The sequence below is a fragment of the Pedobacter sp. WC2501 genome, assembly GCF_052682415.1.
Genome location: NZ_JBQZFI010000001.1, coordinates 3401434 through 3422559 on the forward strand (window position 1 = coordinate 3401434; position 21126 = coordinate 3422559).

Annotated in this window: 15 protein-coding genes; 12 read left to right on the forward strand and 3 right to left on the reverse strand. The window is 40.7% G+C overall.

The window, feature by feature from the left end; translation table 11 throughout:
• Nucleotides 1-485 precede the first annotated feature (485 nt).
• From ACUN24_RS14495 to ACUN24_RS14520, 6 genes are all read left to right on the forward strand, one after another.
• Nucleotides 486-1109: a Crp/Fnr family transcriptional regulator gene (locus ACUN24_RS14495; protein ID WP_445563130.1), complete on the forward strand. Its 624-nt coding sequence runs from the start codon at nucleotides 486-488 to the stop codon at nucleotides 1107-1109.
• A 784-nt stretch (nucleotides 1110-1893) separates the two neighbouring features.
• Nucleotides 1894-2613 carry a DUF2490 domain-containing protein gene (locus ACUN24_RS14500; RefSeq protein WP_445563131.1) on the forward strand — a complete coding sequence of 240 codons (720 nt, stop codon included), beginning with the start codon at nucleotides 1894-1896 and terminating at the stop codon, nucleotides 2611-2613.
• A gap of 493 nt (nucleotides 2614-3106) precedes the next feature.
• The gene (locus ACUN24_RS14505; protein WP_445563132.1) at nucleotides 3107-3898 is read left to right on the forward strand and encodes a sulfite exporter TauE/SafE family protein; all 792 of its coding nucleotides are present in this window, start codon (nucleotides 3107-3109) and stop codon (nucleotides 3896-3898) included.
• An 80-nt stretch (nucleotides 3899-3978) separates the two neighbouring features.
• Nucleotides 3979-5367 carry an MBL fold metallo-hydrolase gene (locus ACUN24_RS14510; protein ID WP_445563133.1) on the forward strand — a complete coding sequence of 463 codons (1389 nt, stop codon included), beginning with the start codon at nucleotides 3979-3981 and terminating at the stop codon, nucleotides 5365-5367.
• A gap of 74 nt (nucleotides 5368-5441) precedes the next feature.
• The gene (locus ACUN24_RS14515) at nucleotides 5442-6005 is read left to right on the forward strand and encodes a YeeE/YedE family protein (RefSeq protein WP_445563134.1); all 564 of its coding nucleotides are present in this window, start codon (nucleotides 5442-5444) and stop codon (nucleotides 6003-6005) included.
• A gap of 9 nt (nucleotides 6006-6014) precedes the next feature.
• On the forward strand, nucleotides 6015-6509 hold the full coding sequence (locus ACUN24_RS14520) for a DUF6691 family protein (RefSeq protein ID WP_445563135.1): 495 nt from the start codon (nucleotides 6015-6017) through the stop codon (nucleotides 6507-6509).
• Nucleotides 6510-6754: 245 nt separating this feature from the next.
• Here the strand turns inward: ACUN24_RS14520 and ACUN24_RS14525 are convergent, their stop codons facing one another.
• Entirely contained in the window at nucleotides 6755-7960 is a 1206-nt protein-coding gene (locus ACUN24_RS14525) for a sensor histidine kinase (protein ID WP_445563136.1), read from the reverse strand.
• A 36-nt stretch (nucleotides 7961-7996) separates the two neighbouring features.
• The gene (locus tag ACUN24_RS14530; RefSeq protein ID WP_445563137.1) at nucleotides 7997-9331 is read right to left on the reverse strand and encodes a putative sensor domain DACNV-containing protein; all 1335 of its coding nucleotides are present in this window, start codon (nucleotides 9329-9331) and stop codon (nucleotides 7997-7999) included.
• Nucleotides 9332-9880: 549 nt separating this feature from the next.
• Here ACUN24_RS14530 and ACUN24_RS14535 point away from each other — a divergent pair.
• The 6 genes from ACUN24_RS14535 (at nucleotide 9881) to ACUN24_RS14560 (ending at nucleotide 19312) form a co-directional block, all read left to right on the forward strand.
• Entirely contained in the window at nucleotides 9881-10468 is a 588-nt protein-coding gene (locus tag ACUN24_RS14535) for an RNA polymerase sigma factor (RefSeq protein WP_445563138.1), read from the forward strand.
• A gap of 79 nt (nucleotides 10469-10547) precedes the next feature.
• A complete protein-coding gene (locus ACUN24_RS14540) occupies nucleotides 10548-11618 on the forward strand; it encodes a FecR family protein (protein ID WP_445563139.1) in 1071 nt (356 codons plus the stop codon).
• An 81-nt stretch (nucleotides 11619-11699) separates the two neighbouring features.
• Nucleotides 11700-14882 (forward strand): SusC/RagA family TonB-linked outer membrane protein, encoded by a 3183-nt coding sequence (locus ACUN24_RS14545; RefSeq protein ID WP_445563140.1) that lies wholly within the window; start codon nucleotides 11700-11702, stop codon nucleotides 14880-14882.
• Nucleotides 14883-14949: 67 nt separating this feature from the next.
• On the forward strand, nucleotides 14950-16359 hold the full coding sequence (locus ACUN24_RS14550) for a RagB/SusD family nutrient uptake outer membrane protein (protein ID WP_445563141.1): 1410 nt from the start codon (nucleotides 14950-14952) through the stop codon (nucleotides 16357-16359).
• Nucleotides 16360-16385: 26 nt separating this feature from the next.
• Nucleotides 16386-17285, forward strand: a complete 900-nt coding sequence (locus ACUN24_RS14555; protein WP_445563142.1) for a glycerophosphodiester phosphodiesterase family protein — start codon at nucleotides 16386-16388, stop codon at nucleotides 17283-17285.
• Between the two features lie 392 nt (nucleotides 17286-17677).
• Entirely contained in the window at nucleotides 17678-19312 is a 1635-nt protein-coding gene (locus ACUN24_RS14560) for an ABC-F family ATP-binding cassette domain-containing protein (protein WP_445563143.1), read from the forward strand.
• Between the two features lie 440 nt (nucleotides 19313-19752).
• Here the strand turns inward: ACUN24_RS14560 and ACUN24_RS14565 are convergent, their stop codons facing one another.
• Nucleotides 19753-20349 carry a GIN domain-containing protein gene (locus tag ACUN24_RS14565; protein WP_445563144.1) on the reverse strand — a complete coding sequence of 199 codons (597 nt, stop codon included), beginning with the start codon at nucleotides 20347-20349 and terminating at the stop codon, nucleotides 19753-19755.
• Nucleotides 20350-21126: the final 777 nt, after the last annotated feature.

Genomic DNA, 21126 nt, shown 5'->3' on the forward strand with positions numbered 1-21126 from the left:
TTCTGGTCTTAGCGTCTCGCTAAGACCTTGCATATTCTATTCTTCGCGTAATAAGCTCTGTTTCGCCAGCCGTCATTTAGGGCATATCCCGTTCCAGTTCTGAATAAACTGTGTGTCCTTGAAAGCGGCGAATGTTGCAAGGTATTTTAAGATAAGCTGGTTGACGAAATCCTGGTCAAAAGGATCGTGAGTAAGTCCGTACTCATTCGAGTCACTAATGGTTATCTCCTGCGTGATTCTATGCAGCCATCAGATGGATTCCCCTTTTCAGGTATTCAGAATATTCCTGCTGGTATCTTGCTCTCAAATCCAACAATGAGCTTGCGATCTGAAATCCTGGGTCCAATGTTGTAAAGTTCAATAGCTTTTTTAATTTTTACATCAAAATAATTGGCATCACAATAAAATGTAAATTATTCTGATAAAATCCATTTAACTAACTATTTCGTGATGGATATCGGTTGATGATTTAATACATTTAGGTCATGGAAAATTTAAACCAGTTAAAAGAGTTGAAATCGTCACCGGAGTTAGTGGAAAAACTCTACCAGCACAGTATAATTAAAACCTATGAAGCTGGCAGCATTATTCTTAATGAGGATGCACATATCAGGTCTATCCCTATTGTTGTAAGGGGCAGTATGAAAGTGATGCGCACGGAAGAAGATGGACGGGAAATTTTATTATATTATATACAAGCTGGCGAAAGCTGTATTATGTCTTTTTTAGGTGGTATGCACAACGAAACCAGTAAGGTAAAAGCAGAAGTGGAAGAAGATGCTGAAATCTTGTTTCTTCCGGTAGATAAAGCGTCGCTTTTTATAAAGGAATATCCGCAATGGCTAGATTATATTTTCCGTTTATACCATAAACGTTTCGAAGAGCTTTTAGAAATTGTAAATGCCATTGCTTTCAAAAAAGTAGATGAACGCCTTTTGAATTTACTTAAAAAGAAGTCGGAACTCACCGCATCTCACATCATACCTGTTACCCATGAACAGCTTGCCAATGAGTTGGGGACAGCCAGGGTTGTCGTGTCCAGATTGCTGAAACAACTGGAGGAAAATGGGATTGTCAGGTTAGGTAGGAATAAAATCAATCTTTTATAACTATCGTTACCGTGCAGTTTTTTGAATTAAATGACCGTCCATCAATTCAAAAACATGATTTTTTTTAGCGTATTTCGCGTCCGTCCTTATCTTTAACCATTAGGTTTAATTGGTTGCGGTGGCGTTATCCTGACGGTTTCCTATTGGCATATCTTTTTGGTATAGGTGCCATCCTGTAAACTACCTACGCTCTGCTTAGAATCGTTACTGTTAGTTATGCCTGCTCAATGAAAGTAACAATTGGTTCATCGCTATTCATCATCGAGCCCTGCTCGCTTAGCGGATTCTCCCTTTCCATGGGCGATCAGATATTACAATGGTCATTTCTGCTCATCATTGTGGCATTCGTGATATTTTGGTTGGCGGTTTCCTTTCTACGAAGATCGACAGTAAAAACTTTAGCCAACATTTAGATGATTAGTACTGGCTATGAGCATCTATATATCATTAAGATACCTTATTGAAATAAAAGGCTGCTATGTAACTAAAGTAGCCGGGGGTGATAATTGTACATGGCATCTTTGCAGCATGAATAATTTTATCAAGCAATATGAAAATATTAAGCCCATGTTTTTTTCAATACATTTTGATAGGGATTTAGCCCAAAGCAGCTGTTTTGTAAACTGTCAGAAAACCGACGAACCCATTAAGATTGGAACCTTACCCTTGAAGTAATGCATATGCCCGGCCATACTCCCAAAACCATCAGCCTGCTGTTAAGTGCCATTCCGGTGCCCGGGTATATGGTGTACTAAGAGAATAATTACCTCAATAATCAGATTCGATGATGTTTTTAAAAACGATGCAGGCAACTGCTATCTCGTTGATGCTGTCTCAGGCTACGATCGCCCAGACACATTATAATACCTGGTTCCGTACAACGGTTAGCGTACCTGCAGGAAAAAAAATCACAGTTGATGCCGAGTGGCAACATAGGAGACAGGATGGTTTTACAAACAGCAATATGCTCAACAAAAATCTTTTATTCTCCTTCCGGAACTGGATAAATTACAAATACAACAAGCAGGTTACCTTCTCACTCTCCCCATTTGCCTATTTTTCAAATTATCATATCATTCAAAAGCTTTCGGATGAAACCGCTGCTCCCAGTCACGAAATAAGATTCTCAGGTGCTCTGATGGTACAGAACGAATTTGCATCAAGGTTTATTTTTACGGGCAGGACCGCTATTGAGTATAGGTTACCAGATAATTCAAACAATATTATCCGGGCAAGGGAAAGGTTGGGGCTGGGGTATGGTTTCTCATCCCGATATAAGTTAACCGTATTTAATGAAGTGCTGTTAAACGTAATGGGTACTACTAAAAATCACTTTTTTGATCATAACCGGATTGGAATAGATGTAGAATATAAACCCGCCAGGCTTGTAAAGCTGGACTTGGGCTATATATATATAGCCCGGTTGCCTCTTGGAAATATAGACCTCTTGAATGAGCACGATATTTTCTTGAATTTAAGTTTTCAGCTATTTAACCGTGATTGAGATTAACACCACCCTCACCTGTTGGGATAGTTTTTTATTTAACAGTCAGTTGGATACTGATAACTTCAATATGATCGGACTTTACTTTATATAAGCGAGAATAAATGGCCGATGTGCTATAAGCTTAATGGAACCTTCATTAATTCTGCTCATAGCAGATAGTAATATGAGCAAAACGTTATAAATGAGCATGGACATATCAGGGCTATTCCTATTGTGATCAAAGGTAGTGATTAAGGTGATGTGAAGAAGATCTGGACACCGTAAAGCCCAATGTCATTAAGTTAAGGATTTTTAGCCACAGATAAATGCGGATTTTCATATCTGTGTGCATCCTTCCTATCTGTGGTTAAATTATTTTCTTATGCCGAGTGGCTTAACTTAATGACATTGCCGTAAAGCCTGGGAGGAACAAAATTATCCTTGTGTAACCAAAGTAGCCGTAGTCCTTTTTCATTTGAACTAGCTTTGGAATTATTAAAGCAAAAAAAAAATGGAAACTACAGGATATCTGGCTTCAATTCTTATTGGTATATCGCTTGGCCTGATAGGCGGGGGTGGTAGCATTTTAACGGTACCAGTATTGGTTTACCTCTTTGCCGTCGATACGGTACTGGCCACAACCTACTCTCTTTTCGTGGTGGGATCTACCAGTTTGGCTGGCTCATTTCCGTATTTCAAAAAAGGATTGATAGATGTAAAAACCGCGGTATTTTTTGGTATACCTTCTATCATTGCCGTTTTCCTGACCCGCCATTATTTACTGCCTCACGTTCCTGAGCATATTATGAATGTAGGCAGCTTTGCACTTACCAAATCCATTTTGTTAATGCTGTTTTTTGCTGTTTTGATGGTATTCGCCTCTTACAGCATGATTAAAAAAGGTAGTGAAGACCAACCCGCAAGTCAGCGGCCGGCCAACGCTATTGGCGTAATTGTACAAGGTACAATGGTAGGCATAGTAACCGGGCTAATCGGTGCAGGAGGGGGATTTCTAATCATACCAGCCTTGGTTAACCTGTTAAAATTACCCATGAAAACGGCCATTGGCACCTCACTAATCATCATTGCGGTAAATTCATTAACTGGCTTTTGGTTTTCATTAGGACAGACTTACATCCAATGGCCGTTTTTACTTACCGTTACCTTAATTGCCATCGTTGGTATTTTTATAGGCAGTTATCTATCCACCAAAATAGACGGTAAAAAACTAAAACCTGCTTTTGGCTGGTTTGTACTGATAATGGGCGTTTACATCTTGATTAAAGAAACCCTATTAAAATAAATCCAGTTGTGTAACCAAAGTAACTTTATAAGAAAAATATAAGTCGCAATTTTGTAGTAGAAGATTTAACCCCAGAATTTATGTTTTTTCAACACGTATATGATAAAAGTTTAGCTCAGTCGAGCTATTTGATTGGCTGTCAGGTCAAAGGTGAAGCTATAGTGATTGACGCACAACGTGATATGGATGTATACCTAAAGATTGCAGCGCAGAACAGCCTTAAAATTACGCACATTGCAGAAACACATATCCATGCCGATTTTTTAGCTGGCTCCAGAGAATTGGCCTTGGTAACTGGCGCCAAACTTTATTTATCAGATGAGGGTGGAGCAGATTGGCAATATCAATTTGACCACGTTGGCTCAAAGCATGGCGATGTAATCAGGGTTGGAAATCTTACCTTGGAAGTTTTGCACACGCCCGGCCACACACCAGAGAGCATCAGCTTTTTGTTAACCGACCATCCTGCAACGAGCGAACCTGTGATGATTTTTACCGGAGATTTTGTTTTTGTAGGTGATGTTGGTCGACCTGATTTGTTGGAAAAAGCAGGTGGTGTAGTGGGCAGTCAGGAAAAAGGTGCCAAACAGATGTATCAATCTGTACAGCGTTTTGCAGAACTTGCTCCGTTTATCCAGGTCTGGCCTGGTCACGGTGCTGGTTCGGCCTGTGGTAAGTCACTAGGTGCTGTGCCAAGCTCGACTGTAGGTTATGAGAAAATTAGAAATTGGGCGTTCCAATATGAAAATGACGAAAAAGGCTTTGTAGACTATTTGTTGGCCGGACAGCCAGAGCCACCAAAATACTTTGCCATGATGAAACACCTGAACAAGGTAGACCGACCATTGCTTGTTGAAGTGCCTAAACATGTGCAATTATCTGCAGAAGCATTTAATAAGGCTTATGAAGACGGTATCAAAGTAATAGATACGCGCAACAAGGTAGACTTTGCTAAAGGCTTTCTCGCAGGCAGCATCAATATTCAGCACAATAACAGTTTAGCCACTTGGGCCGGTTGGATCTTAAACTACCAGGAGCAATTTATCTTAGTTGCCGGCGCAGATGAGATGGAAGAAATTACCAGAAAACTAATGCGCATTGGATTAGACAATATTTATGGTTTTGTGAGCCAAGTTGATGATTTAGGCATTGAGTTACAAACTGCTGATGTAATAGATTTGGATACATTTAAAACATATGTAGGTAGGGACAATGTGCAGATCGTAGATGTACGTGGTTTAACAGAATATAACGATGGACATATTGAAGGTGCAGAACATATTTTTGTGGGTACTTTACAAGATAACCTGGATAAAATTAATAAGGATAAACAGGTGGTGATCCATTGTCAAAGTGGCGACCGTGCTGCCATTGCATATTCCATTTTAAAGAAACATCATGTTGATAACGTAAAAAACTATTCTGGCGGAATGAAAGAGTGGTTGGCAAATGGAGGTAAAATCGTCTAGTATAGGATTATTTCATCATTTTCGGAACGATAAACAGTACAAATTTCGTACAAGTAATTAAATATCATATCAATATGTTAGAATTTTTAAAGCAACCCTGGCCTTGGTACGTAGCCGGCCCGCTAATTGGGTTAACCGTGCCAGCATTGTTAATACTCGGCAACAAATCATTTGGCATCAGCTCTTCTTTGAGACATATCTGTGCCGCCTGCCTACCTGTAAACATCCCTTTTTTTAAATACGATTGGAAGAAAGAAGCATGGAATTTGTTCTTCGTATTTGGGATTTTAATGGGGGGTGCCATTGCGATGGGCATTTTTTCTAACCCTAACCCTATTATTGTTAATCCAAAACTGGCCGCGGAGTTAGCAGGTTATGGCATTACCAATTACGATAATTTAATACCACAGGACATTATGAATTGGGCGGCGTTGCTCACGTTAAAAGGCTTTCTGCTAATGGTAGTTGGTGGGTTTTTAGTGGGTTTTGGCACCCGGTATGCTGGTGGCTGTACCAGCGGACACGCCATTATGGGTTTGTCTAATTTGCAATGGCCATCATTAATAGCCACCATTTGTTTTATGGCCGGCGGCTTTATTATGGCCAATTTAATTTTACCGTACATTTTATCCCTCTAGGCAATCATCATGAAGCAACATACAAACACAGATTTTGAAACCCGCTCTTTAGATGCGGTGTGCGTAAACGAAAGTCAATTAACACACAAATGGTATCATAACATCAAATACCTGATTGTAGGTGTGCTATTCGGTATCGTCTTTGTTAAATCAGAAGTGGTTAGCTGGTTCCGTATCCAGGAAATGTTTCGCCTCCAATCATTCCACATGTATGGCATTATAGGCAGTGCAATAGTGGTAGGGATGACTTCCATTTGGTTGATCAAAAAATTCCAGATTAAAACCATTTACGGGGAAAGTATCGAATTTCATCCGAAGACTTTCAATAAAGGCCAAATATTTGGCGGCTTGCTATTCGGCTTTGGTTGGGCCATTACAGGAGCCTGTCCGGGGCCGCTTTTTGCGCAAATTGGTACAGGCGCAACAGTAATCTCTGTTACGCTTTTAAGTGCTATTGCTGGTACCTGGGTATACGGACTACTCAGAGACAGGCTGCCACATTAATTTATCGATATGCTAAGAAATAGGTTGTTACCGATGTACATAATCACCTGATTTTTCAATTCTATATTTATACAGTTATTTTCTAAGCGTGAATCCCAAAAACTGTCGGTTATGTTAACGATGAAACGTTAACATAACCAAAGTTTACAGAGAGAGGCCGTATCATAAAAATAGAATCATAAATCATGATACAGCCTCTTTTTTATTTTATTACGATTTTCAAATTGTTGTGAGCGCTGGCTTTTTTATGATCTGATCGTAAAGGTAAAGGCGCTGCCTGTGCCAGGGGTAGACTGGACGCTGATTTGTCCACCAAGTTTCTCAACCAAAAGTTTTACCGTTGCAAGGCCAATTCCGGTTCCACTCTGGGCGAAGCGGTCAGCAGTGTTTAGGGTAACGTTCCTTTGAAAGATACGTTCCAGTTCTTCTTTTCTGATGCCCATACCATTATCGCAAACGGTGATGTAGGCCAGGTCGTCTTTAATTACACAACCGATTTGGATCAGGCAAGTCTGTTTGTCGTTATACCGCACCGAGTTGGTTAATAGGTTGATCATGATCTGCTGGAGTGCGATTGCTGAAGTGCTGATCTCTATCTTTGCTTCCGGGTAGCTGATTTGTACATTTTCTGGAATGCTGAGCATAGATACCGTTTTACGAAGGAAGCCACCAAGTTCGATGGGTTCGCGTTGCGCCGTCAGAATTTCTGGTCTGATGGAATAGTCGAGCATGTCGTTAATCAGTTTCGCGAGGGTTTTTGCACCATTTAGGCTGGTAGATGCCAACCTGTGACCTTTTTGGTCACCACTATGGTGCAGGTGACGGGTCAAAAGTTCTGCACTCATAGAAATGGTACTTAATGGGTTTTTGATGTCGTGGGCTGCAGCTGTAGCAAACTGTTGCATAAATTGATTGGTCTCATTAAGATGTCTGTTCGCCTCGCTGAGCAGTAGCAGTTTCTTTCTCAGTTCCATGTGGGCAATTACCTGTTTACCCAGTACCTTCAGCGACCATAGCTGCTGTTCATCTAGTGTTCGTGGTACAGTATCGATTACGCATAGCGAACCTAGTTGCATCCCTTCCGGGGTTTGGAGTGAAATCCCAGCGTAGAAGGCAATATTGGGATTACCCGTAACAAGCGGGTTTTCTGCAAATCGCTGGTCTTGCCTTGCGTTGCTAACCATCAGTATTCCAGATGGATCAGTAATAGTATGTGCGCAGAAAGCATGTTCTCTGGGAGTTTGTTGGACATCAATGCCAAGCTTACTTTTAAACCACTGGCGCGAGCTGTCTACCAGGGTAATCAGCGCAATGGGTGTTCCACAAATCTGGGAAGCCATTTTGGTGAGCTCATCGAAATCCTCTTCAGGCAGGCTATCCATAATCTGGTAGGAATCTAAAGCTTGTAGACGCTGTTTTTCGTAATCGGGGAGGTTTGGTGTATTGTTCAAATTGCGGTAAATGTAGCGTTAAATTTTTCTTTATGGTCAGTTTCTGGTTGCCTTGAGCTTCCCGCTCTTTTGGTACTGCTGGGTTTTGATGTTTTCCCACATGATCAGCTTGTCCTCTATTCTTGAGAATACACGGATATCCCCATCCTGGGAAATGACAATACCCAGGCTACCGGGATGCGACCAGCAGTGGGCGATCATTGAGCGGTGCCGGGTACCAAAATGTTTTGGATCTATGGGGATCAATGATTTAGGGGTTGCGGTGGCCGTAGAGGATATATAGATTTTTCCTGGCATCTTTTTCGATCGGATTACCCCACCAAAGCCGCGCGCCACCATGTCCTGTCCAAATAAAACTACGCCGTCTACGCAGCTTTGCGAAGCGATGAAACTCACTGAGCCCTTAATCTCGTTTGCCACTTCTGTTTTTGCATGCAGGGCGAGTGTTTCCTGATCATATAGCGATCTGGTTACCGTTTGCTTGCCAGAAGTCAGCCGCTGGTCGATCATGTGTTCCGTCACATAACTGTTGATGGTCTGCTTCAGGTAGGCGCTGATGGCAAGTAGCAATCTTTTGTAGTTTAGTGCATATTTAATGTCGACTGCGCTACTATCCTCTGAGATCAGCACCGCTCCGCCATGATGGTAGTTTTGAATTTTAAGCAGCAATCTGGAAAGTGTTTGGATCCAGATACTGTCTACAAATTCTTCCCAGTCTGCAAAATCTTCCCCCGGGTGTGAGGCAAACAGGAAGGCCTTGATCTCGGCCCTGATTGCGCCGGCATTTTTCCTGATAATCTTGGATACTGGTCCAATGGTGAATACATCCAGGTACCGGGTCACGAGTACATTCTGTTTTAAAGTGGCCAGGAGTTCGTAGTCGAACATCACCTTAAGCGTGGCAATGTCATCTATAAATACCTGGAACAGCCCGGGCTGCTCTGATCCCGATTCGGATTCGTAGTTCAGAAAGCTCTGGTAGTGCATCGCCTGGTCGATCATTCCCCAGATAAAAAGTTTTCCATCCTGATCATAATAAACTGCCAGCGAAGTTCCAGACGGGTCGGCTGCCTTAGACAGCTTGGTCAGTGACCTAATGTCAAGAGGAATGTGCTGGGCGAATTCTACACAGCTCCATCTTTCTGAAACGATCTTCCGTGGCGGATTGGGATCAGGATTGGCAGGATCGATCAGCGTAACGGCCACCTTTGTCAGCTCGCCCTCTTCGGTTCTCATCGAGGTATAGAAAAGGCACTCGAAAAGTTCTTCAAGAACAATTAATGGAGGAGTAGCCAGTGCCAATCTGCTATGGTTCAGCTTGGCATGGATGTGCGCTGCAAGGTCCGTTGTTTTTGATTTTTCCTCAATCATTGCTAGATCGCACTTGTTATTTTGGTTTGATATACGGTTTATAACAGCATATGGATGTATTGTGTTTTTAAAAAAAATAATTAACCACAGATAGGAAGAATGCACACAGATATTAAAATCCGTGTCTATCTGTGTTCATCTTTGGTTAAACTCTTAACTTAATGGTATTGGGATTATGGATTGGCCCAATGTGATTAAGTAAAGCCATTCGACCAGCAAAAATAATTAACCACAGATAGGAAATCCGTGTCTATCTGTGTTCATCTTTGGTTAAACTCTTAACTTAATGGTATTGGGGAGTATGGATTGGCCCAATGTGATTAAGTAAAGCCATTCTACTAGCAAAAATAATTAACCACAGATAGGGAGGATGCACACAGATAATAAAATCCGTGTTTATCAGTGCTCATCTGTGGTTAAAAACTCTTAACTTAATAACATTTAGGTTTGGCCTTGCATTACCGGGCATTGCGAAATAGAAAGCTTAATATATAGTTAACATGGACGCTGTATTTTTGTGCAAAATATTTTTGGTCAATCTAATTCTTCATGGTAAAGCATCAATTTCAAAACGATCCGTTGTATAACAGGGATGTTTTCGATCAGATTTACAAGGAGTACCACAAGGCTGTATATGCCAATATTTTTAAGCTGATCAAGGATACTTCTATCGCCGAGGATATTCTACAGGATGTATTTTTTGCACTTTGGGAAAATAAGGCTAAACTAGATCCTGAACAACCGGTATCGGCATGGTTATTTGTAGTGAGTTACAACAAATCAATATCTTACCTCAGAAAGAAAATAAAACAAAATATCAGCTATGTAGATAGTTATGATCCTTTTCATACTGTTGCAGAAGAAATATTTCCTGATCAATACCTGATTGAGGCAGAACTCAACATGCTTGAAGAAGCTATAAATGCACTATCTCCCCAGAAACAAAAGGTATTCAGGCTATGCCGGTTCGAAGGGAAATCGCAAAAAGAAACCGCACAACTCCTGGGATTATCTACAGAATCGGTAAAAGACTACCTCAAACAATCCAAGTACTTCATCAGGGAATATATGCTGTCCAGAAATCCAACTGGTGGAATTATCAGTGTATCGGTTTTGGTTATGTTAGTATATCTATAGTTTTCTTAATGGTAATTTAATGTTTTAATAACATAATTAGTCACCCCCATTTCACCCCCTTCAGCGTATTTACAGGCAGATGAAAGAAATAAAGGAACTCATAGATAAACTATGGGCTAACGAGATCAGTTTAGAAGAACAGCATAAACTCCTTGAATCTTTACAAAAAGATTCAGCAGGATTAAAGTCTGATTTAAAAACTGGCTATGATCTGGAGCTATCAGAGGGTAAGAAAGAAATTACGGAAAAGCGATTCGACCACATTTTAGCCAGGCTCCATATCCGGATGGATGATCACGAGGTAAAACACAGTGCAAAAATATTTCCACTCTACCATTGGATAAAAATGGTTGCTGCTTTATTAGTTGTTGCCTTAGTTACAGTGCTATATTTTAACCATAACCATGCCCCACAGAAGAAAGAACCAGCAGATCACTATGTACAGGTAAAAAAAGAAATACTCAGGCAGCCATACAATTCTGGTAAAAGTGCAATGATTATAAATCTTTCTGATGGTTCACGCGTTACCCTGCAGCCCAAGAGTTCATTGAGTTATTATGAACCTTTTGATAACAGAAGCAGAAATATCAGCATGAAAGGTGAGGCTACTTTCAAAGTTGCTAAAGATAAGCACCATCCTTTTATCGTAAGTGCAAATGGCTTTACCACAACTGCACTGGGTACCGAATTTACCGTTAACACCAATAAAGAGAATCGTCTTTCGGTAAAGTTGATAGAAGGGAAGGTAGTTGTTAAAGCTGGCTCCGAAAGCAGGATGAAAATGAGCGATGTTTATTTGATTCCCGGAGAGCAGTTATCCATTAATACCAAACTAAAGGTGCATAGCCTGATCAATTTTAAAGATCCGGATAAAGCAGTTAAGCCGCAGCCAACACTAAACGTAGCCACAAAGGATGCACTATTATTTAATGAAACGCCTTTGAGTGAGGTGTTTAGCAGCTTATCGAAACGCTATGAAACTGATCTTGTTTATGAGGGAGTTGAAGAGGCCGAACTGCAGAAACTATACTTTACCGGTAGCGTTGGTGCTGCTGAAAAATTGAATACGATACTGCCTGTTATCTGTAATATGAACGGGTTAACCTATAAACTTACCGCTAAAAGCATCATCATCAGCAAACAAAAATAATTTTTAAACCCTGGTTTTAACCAAAATGAATGTCCCCGAAACGGGATAAAGGGACGCTATTGCTTAATTTTTAATCATATCATGCAAACAAACAAACTTAAAAAGACAATCAGAAAATTCAAATGTTTTGCCGCATTTGCGCTACTGACCATGATTACCCATGCTGTTTATGCACAGCAGAATACCTCAGTTAAAGGAACCGTAGTTGATGAAAAAGGCGCTACACTTCCCGGGGTATCGGTAATGATGGTAGATCAGACAACTAAAAAACAAGAAAGTACGGTTACCGATTTAAAAGGAATATTTGTTTTTAACAATGTTAAAATAGGAAACAGGTACGATTTTTCTTTTAATTATGTCGGTTACGAAAAGAAGACGTCACTTGGCTTTCTAATCAATCCGGGTACCAATAATTCTATCCTCATCCGTATGGAAACCAGTTCTTCAGGTTTGAATGATGTGGTGGTGGTAGGTTATGGTAGCCAGCGGAAAACCAAGATTACCGGAGCAATTTCTCAGGTGAAATCAGAGGAACTGAATAAATACGCTGGCAGTAACTTCGCCCAGCAACTCGCCGGTAAAGCAGCTGGTGTGGTGATTAATGATGCTTCAGCGCAACCAGGCACCGATCCACAGATCGTGATTCGCGGTATCGGTACGCTTACGGCGGGTGTAAGTCCTTTGGTCGTAGTAGATGGTTTTCCACTTTCTGAAGGAAGTTCGCTCAATACCGTGAATCCACAGGATATAGAAACCATTGATATCCTAAAGGATCCGGCATCAGCAGCCATTTATGGTTCAAGGGCTGCCAATGGGGTGATCCTGATTACCACTAAAAATGGCCGTTCAGATAAGAATACCGTTTCTTTCGACTTTTATACTGGTGCGCAGGTGCGTGCAGATAAAGTTGATCTTGTAGACGGTTATCAGTTCGCCCAGCTGAATACCGAAGCACGGGACTGGGGCTATGTGTCCAGAAACACAACAAACAGAAGTATTAGCGATGATTATGCCACCAGGGTTTCGAAGGGTGCAAATAAAAGAGATTTAAGGTTAAACTACATTCAGCCCTATTTAAATAACCAGCCAGGATTAACCAATACCGATTGGCTGGACGAGATTTTTCGAACAGCCCCCATCAGCAGTTATAATGTTGCGGTTTCGGGTGGAAACGATAAATCTAAATATTATTTCTCGGGCAATTATTTTGATCAGGACGGGATCGTGATAGAAACCGGACTGAAACGTTACAGCATGTCGTTTAAGTTTGATTCCAAACTCTCTAAATCATTTGATATAGGTTTGAGCATTAACCCAAGTTACAACCGTCAGAAATTTTTCCAGAATGACGCAAGCAGGAGCAGCGATGCCATTGGTGCCGCACTGATTATGTATCCTTTTTTCCCTGCCAGAAACAACGATGGCACTTTAGCCATAAGCCAGCAGATTACGGCGAATACACCAGAAGATGGTGCCCTTGGTGAAAATCCTGTTGCGATAATGGAAAAAACGAAATACAATAAAAACCTGTTTCGCACCTTTGGTAATGCCTACCTTAATTTTAAACCGGTTGCAGGGCTTACCTTTAAATCACTTTTAGGTGGAGATTACAGCAATAGTTTTATCGACTTTTTTACCCCATCTGATGTGGGTGAATACCGTACCGCAGCACCAAAACCAGCCCGGGCGAGCGAAACAAATGGCTCAGTCATCAATTACCTTTGGGAGAACACCCTTACTTTTGAGAAGACCTTTGGGAAACACGATATCAATGTGCTGGCCGGAACCACTTTTCAGAAAGAATCTGGTAACAATACGCTGGTTTCGGGTACCGGAATTCCTGATAATAATATTGACAACATTGCCGGAGCATCTTCATTTTCTGTGGTTCCGCAAAGGTACGTCTGGACACAGCTTTCTTACCTGACCAGATTACAGTATGCTTATGCAAACAAATACCTGTTTTCGGCAGCTATCAGGAGAGATGGTTCTTCAAGGTTTGGTCAGGATGCAAAATGGGGTAATTTCCCATCGTTAACCGGGGGATGGATTTTGAGCAGGGAAGATTTTTTTCCAAAGGTAAACTGGATTAATTTATTAAAGTTTAGGGCTACTTACGGCAAGGCCGGAAATAATCAGATTGGTAATTACAGTTCTTATGCCCTTGCAAATCCGCTAAGTTATGTAAGCGGATCAACACTTCTTCCAGGCTTTGCTGCAGTTAACCCGGCAAACAGTACACTATCCTGGGAAACTAAAACCTCTTATAATTTTGGAATGGATTTAGGGCTTTTCAAGGTCTTGAACCTTTCTGCCAATTATTATTCGATGGTTACTTCAGATCTTTTATTGCAGGTTCCCTTGCCCTCGCAATCAGGTTATGATAGCGCACTGCAAAATGTGGGCAGGGCTAGCAACAAAGGCCTGGAACTCGAACTCTCTGGTACAAATATTAAACTCGGTCCTTTAAACTGGAATTTTGGTGCCAACATCGCCAGCAATAAAAATAAGGTATTGGAACTGGGGCCAGGGCAGAACCAGATTGTTACTGGTACCAATAGCGCATTCAGAACCAAGGTTGGTGGCCCCATTGCCGAACTTTATGGCTATAACGTAACCGGTGTATATAAAAACCAAAGTGAGATAGACAATAGCCCGCACGTTGCCGGAACCCTGCTTGGCGATTATATTGTGCAGGATGTAAACGGTGATGGAAAAATAACGCCCGATGACCGGATGGGCTTCGGTACCTATGCACCAAAAATTACCTATGGTTTCAACAGTAGTTTGGCTTATAAAAGCTTTGAACTGAGTTTCTCCATCAACGGAATATGGGGAAGGAAGATTTATGATAATGGATTAGTCAATATGGAATCCGGAGAAGGTTTCTCGATGGCCGATACTTATTATTACGAGAACAGGTACCATCCTGTTAATAACCCAAATGGTTTTTTGGCGCAACCCAATACCAATTATTCTGCCAACAGGCTCAATACGAATGCCTCGAATGTTTTCTTCCAAAAGGCTGATTATATCCGCCTGCGTAATGTTCAGCTTACTTATAACCTGTCTTCGAAATTATTGTCTAAACTAAAAGTATCCAGGGCAAGTGTATATGTAACCGGAAATAACCTGCTCACCGTAACTAATTTTCGGGGATTCAATCCTGATGCCACAAGCGATAACGTACTGACCTCAGGCTATTCTAATTCCAACTATCCCGTGGCCAGGTCTTTTGTAGCAGGTTTCAATTTAACCTTTTAATGTAAAGCAACATCTTAATTATATGAAACCATCATCCAGCCTGCTGCTTAAAAACCATAATATACCGATGAAAAAAATAATCAATAAAATACTTGTTACAGGAGGACTTTTCTGTCTTTTAGGAATAACTTCCTGTACTAAAGAACTCAATCAACAGCCCATCACTTCTAAATCTCTCACTAATTTTCTCACCACAGAAACCGAAGTTGAAGAGTATGTGAACGCGGTTTACGGTACCTTACAATTAAATGGCTTATATGGCCTTTACCTGCCTGCCATCGGAGAAATTCCCTCAGATAATACATTCGATGAGGTGCCTGCAAACGACAGCGGGATGTATGGCCAGCTCGATCAGTTTACTACCGTTGCCTCCAATGGTATGCTTTCAGATTTATGGAAGAATTCCTACCAGGGCATTCAGCGCGCCAATACGATACTGAACAGGATAGATGGTATTTCTTATTCCAGCGCTGGCACAAAGCAGGCCAGAAAAGGGGAAATGCATTTCGTACGAGCCCTGCTCTACTTTAATATGGTTCGTGTATTTGGCGATGTACCTTTAGTGACCAAAGAAACCACCAATCCTAACGAGTTTTTTGGGCAGGGGCGTACAAATAAAGATCTGGTATATGCGCAGATCATTTCAGACCTGACCAATGCCATACAAGAATTGCCTGTAAGTACTACTACACCGGGCAAAGCTGTTAAAACAGCTGCTCAATCTTTAATCGGAAAAGTATATTTAACCTTGGGCAAATTTGCAGAAAGCAAAGCCGTACTGGCAGATGTAGTTGCCTCGGGAAGGCACCAGTTGCTTGCTGAGCCAGCTGACATTTTCGCATTGACTAACAAGAACAATAATGAAATTATTTTTGCCGTGCAGTTTGCATCAGGTATAAATGGAAACAGCGAAGGCAGTTCAGCTTATCAGCAGTTCAGCCCATCGGGTACCATCAGCGGCGCAAAAGGCCATAACCTGCCAACCAAAAGTTTCTATCAGCTGTATAGTGCTTCGGATAAACGCAAAACAGCTTATGTTGGCCTAACCAGTGCCGGAACTCCTTTCTCTACCAAACTGAAGGCGTCAGCAACAACACCGGTAGATGGAGGCAGTAATTTTGTGGTGTTGCGTTATGCAGATGTATTGTTGATGCTGGCAGAAGATGAAAATGAGCTGGGGAATGCTGAGACAGCAAAAACTTACCTGAATCTGGTACGAAGAAGAGCGGGCCTGACCGATGCCACACAGCAGAGTCAGGTAGATGTTAGGGATGCAATTACGTTGGAGAGAAGATTGGAGCTGATAGGGGAAGGCCATCGTTGGTTTGATCTGCTCAGAACAGGTACTGCCGTTTCGGTAATGAACACCTGGTTTACCTCACAAAATATAACCACCAGAATTACAAACCACGATCTGCTGCAACCTATTCCGCAAGACCAGATTGATACAGATCCCGCAATTAAACAAAATCCATAAATACCATCAAATTTTAATAAAACGAAATGAAAAGAATTATTTTACAGTTATCCATAGCATGTATTGCTTTTAGTGGGTTTGCACAATCAGTACCAGAAGCTAGCTTAAAAGAAGTGCTAAACCCTAAAAGCCAAAGGGTATTGGTTACGGCCCATCGTGGCGACTGGCGCAATACGCCTGAAAATTCAATTCAGGCCCTTAAAAACTGCATTGCTATGGGAGTAGACATTATGGAACTGGACCTGAAGAAAACAAAAGACGGTCAGCTGGTGATCATGCACGATCAAACCATTGACAGGACCACAACAGGAAAGGGTAATGTGTCTGATTATACCCTAGCCGAATTGAAAACCTTTTTTCTACGCGCAGGTTCCGGGCATCCAACCAAACACCATATACCAACCTTTATTGAAATACTGGCCATTGCGAAAGATAAGATCATTATTGATGTAGATAAGGGATATGATTATTATCCTCAGGTAATTAAGGAATTGCGCGAACAGGGAATGATCGGCCAGGCCATTGTGAATGTAAAAGGAAGTACACCGTTACCCCAGATAGAACAGGAGGTAGGTAAAATTGAGGAAGACATTACCATCATGCCAATAGTGGATATGAAAAGAGCTGATGCTTCAGAAATTATCGCAAGTTATAAACCCCATCGTAAAACCATTATCCAGGCCAACTTCAGTACCGATACCTTATCTGTGTTAAGAAATATTGCCAGCCTGAGAACAAATTATGGTTTATGGATCAATAGTTTATGGCCAGAACAGAACGGTGGTCATGATGATGACCTGGCAGTTGAAGAAAACAAAAAGGATGAAAGCTGGGGCTGGCTGATTAGCCGTAAAGCAAACCTGATCCAGACCGACCGGCCCAAAGAACTTATTGAATATTTAAGAGCGAAAAAACTTCATAAATAGCATATTTGGTTAGATTTTGATTAAGTATAGTTAAGTATTGTATAGAGGCTGTATCATAAAGACTCCAATAGAATGGTCGTCATCTCGACCGGAGCAACGCGAAGTGGAGAGATCTATTTAGTTAGGTTTCTCGACTGCGTTGCACTCCGCTCGAAATGACGGTAACACAAGGGAATTTTTACGTGAAGATTAATTAGGTCATTTATATTGATTTTTATAAAATAAATTATCCTTCAGATTGACAGTTCAATATTTATGATACAGCTTCTTGTTTAAATTTCGTTCAGTTCAAATTTTATGAGATGGAGTCAATAGTTTGAGGTTTTTCCAGACTGGCTATTAAATTTAACCGCTTTCCTTTATCTTTGCCGCTAATTTAATATTCCCAATTCGTGATCAATGTAAATAATATCTCCGTTTCATTTGGCGGAACTACCCTTTTTAGCGATGTAACCTTTTCGATAAACGAGAACGATAAAATCGCGCTGATGGGTAAAAATGGTGCTGGCAAGTCGACCATACTAAAAATCATTGCCGATGTAGCTAAACCTACTTCCGGTAACGTAACAGGTCCGAAAGAAGCGGTGATTGCCTATTTGCCCCAACATTTGCTCACTCATGACAATGTTACTGTTTTTGAGGAAACCATGAAGGCTTTTGCAGAGGTAAACCAGATGCAAAAAGAACTTGATGAGCTGAATGAACAACTTACTATCCGTACCGATTACGAAAGTGATGATTATATGAAGCTTATCGAGCGCGTATCGGAACTGAGTGAGCAATTTTACTCCATTGAAGAAATCAATTATGATGCGGAAGTAGAGAAAGTGTTGAAGGGTTTGGGTTTTGAACGCAAAGACTTTAGCCGCCAAACTTCTGAGTTTTCGGGTGGATGGCGTATGCGCATTGAGTTAGCCAAGATTTTATTAAAGAAACCTGATCTGATCTTACTGGATGAGCCTACCAACCACATGGATATCGAAAGTATTCAATGGCTGGAAGATTTCCTGATCAATTCCGCAAAGGCCGTAATGGTGATCTCTCACGATCGTACTTTTGTAGATAACATTACCAACCGTACCATTGAGGTAACGATGGGCAGGATATATGATTATAAAGCCAAATATACCCATTACCTTCAACTGCGTGCTGATCGCCGTATACACCAGTTAAAGGCTTATGAAGAACAGCAACGTTTTATTGCCGATAACCAGGAGTTTATTGATCGTTTTAGGGGAACTTATTCTAAAACCTTACAGGTGCAATCGCGTGTTAAAATGCTCGAGAAGCTTGAAGTAATTGAGATTGATGAAGTAGATACATCGGCATTACGATTAAAGTTTCCGCCATCGCCACGTTCAGGTCAGTATCCGGTAATGGTAGAAGAACTTACTAAAACTTATGGCGATCATGTGGTTTTCGAAAAAGCATCCATGGTGATCGAACGGGGAGAAAAAGTGGCTTTCGTTGGTAAAAACGGCGAAGGTAAATCGACGATGATTAAAGCCATTATGGGGGAGATAGATTTTGAAGGCGGTTTAAAAGTAGGGCACAATGCTAAAATTGGCTATTTTGCGCAAAACCAGGCCGCATTACTTGATGAGAATCTCACTGTATTCGAAACCATTGATCAGATTCCATTAAGCGATGGCTCAATAAAAATTAAAGACCTTTTAGGTGCCTTTATGTTTAGTGGCGATGATACCACTAAAAAGGTTAAAGTGCTTTCTGGTGGCGAGAAAACGCGTTTAGCGATGATTAAATTGTTGTTAGAGCCTGTAAATGTATTAATCCTCGATGAGCCGACTAACCATTTGGATATGAAGACCAAAGACATTATTAAAGATGCATTAAAAGATTTTGATGGTACTTTAATTTTGGTATCGCATGACCGGGATTTCTTAGATGGATTGGTACAAAAAGTATTTGAATTTGGTAATAAACGTGTTCGCGAACACTTTGAAGATATAAAAGGATTCTTAGCTTATAAAAAAATGAATAGCCTGAAGGAAATTGAGCAGGGCTAAATAGTTTTCCCGATACTAAAATTGAAAAGCAGTTCTGAAGAGAGCTGCTTTTTTTTAAGCTAGCACCGCGAGTGGTCTCGAAGTATCGTCATTGCGAGAAGGCTTTTTCAGCCGACGAAGCAATCTTAATGCGGTCGCTATAAACCCATAGTTGTAAGATTGCTTCGTCGTTCCTCCTCGCAATGACGATCCTATTTAAAATCAAACATGGTACTTGATTAAAGGTCAGTGGCCAGCATCTTTTTATATATAAGCAAGACCCAATGCCATTAAGTTAAGCACCGCGAGTGGTTTCGAAGCATCGTCCTTTCGACCGCAGTGGAGAAATCTTTTAAGATAGTTCAAAGATCTCTCCATTTGCTGCGCTACATCCGATATTTATCGGATCGAGGTGACGACCATTCTATCGGAATCTGTCAATGGTAGAGGTTTGAATTTTTTTAAAGAACAAGAGCGGCAATTTCTTCATCAGAGGTTTCTACCCGGCTAACATCCGTTTGGGCAGCAGCAAAATGATCAATAGTTAAATTGGTTGCTTTGCCCATAATCAAAGCATGGCGATTGGTATTACCTTTTAATTTTAACGTACTGCTGTCGAGAATTTCAGTATAGAGCCCCTCAGTACTGGTGTCAATATCGGCAAAGGCATTTCCCTTAAGAATGATCTGGAGAAATTTCGTGGTGAGTTTTGCTTCTGTTTTCACTACCGCATTTTCATCTGCCTCAATGCGGTAGATATCGTTTACATAAATAATAAGTTTACACTTTTCTTTATCGAGGCTGGTAATACGTAGCACCTCGCCCTGCTGCGTAACTTTCACATGTCCAGTATTGTCATCGGCATAAAATACTCCAATAGTTGACCGCTGAACCAATATTACTTCTACATTGCCCTTTATCACAATCTTTCTAAAGTTTTGAATGTTGTAGAGTAACGTATTCTTTTTTTCTGCAGCTCTTAAATTGTTTGGAAGGGTAGCTGCCAAGGTTATTGCAGTTAATACCATCATGATTAGCGTTTTAATTGTGGTTTTCATATTGTGTTTAATTAAATGTAATTTTTTAGGCTATGGTGATCTGCTAATGGAAATTAGTTTGCACCAATATTATTCAGTTGCATGGTTAACTAAGCTGGTGCCAAAATGAAAATGTGCCCTTAATTGCTTCTTAAGAGGTGTTTCTGCTCATTTGCTTATCGAGAGCTGTTCATTTCCGAACAGTCGATGTGCGACAGCGAACAGTTTTTTTATAGCGCTTATAAAGAACTCCTGTTAAATATGGAAGTAGTTAACTTATTGATTAATAGTTGTTTGAAAATTAATATCAATGCTGGAGTCAATTTATTGCCTAAAATCGGTATGAAAGACAGGGAATTTAAACGAATTAATTGGCCGCGCAGAATCGTCATTCGATTGCTATCAGATGCGAGAAGGCTTTTTCAGCCGGCGAAGCAACTGATATTTAGTGTTATTTTTTTGACCATATAAGACATTTAAGGACATACAAGCTTACATGTTCTTTGTATGGTGTAAAGCTTAAAAGATTATTTAATGAATTAGATGTTCTTTGGTGTCTAAGGTAGTTAATTAAACTGCGTAGTCTTTAATTTTTACGACCACCTCAGACATCTTAACCCAATGAGTTTTGCAAGGATGCAAAATCTTAAACATAATACTTTAGAAAGTGCATATAGTACATCATTCCTATTTTTTTCAGGCCACAGACCTGATGGTTACTCAGCAATGACGACCATTTTATTAGATTCTTTCAATGGTAACCTGTCAAAGGACTAGATTAAATACGCCTTGGCAGGG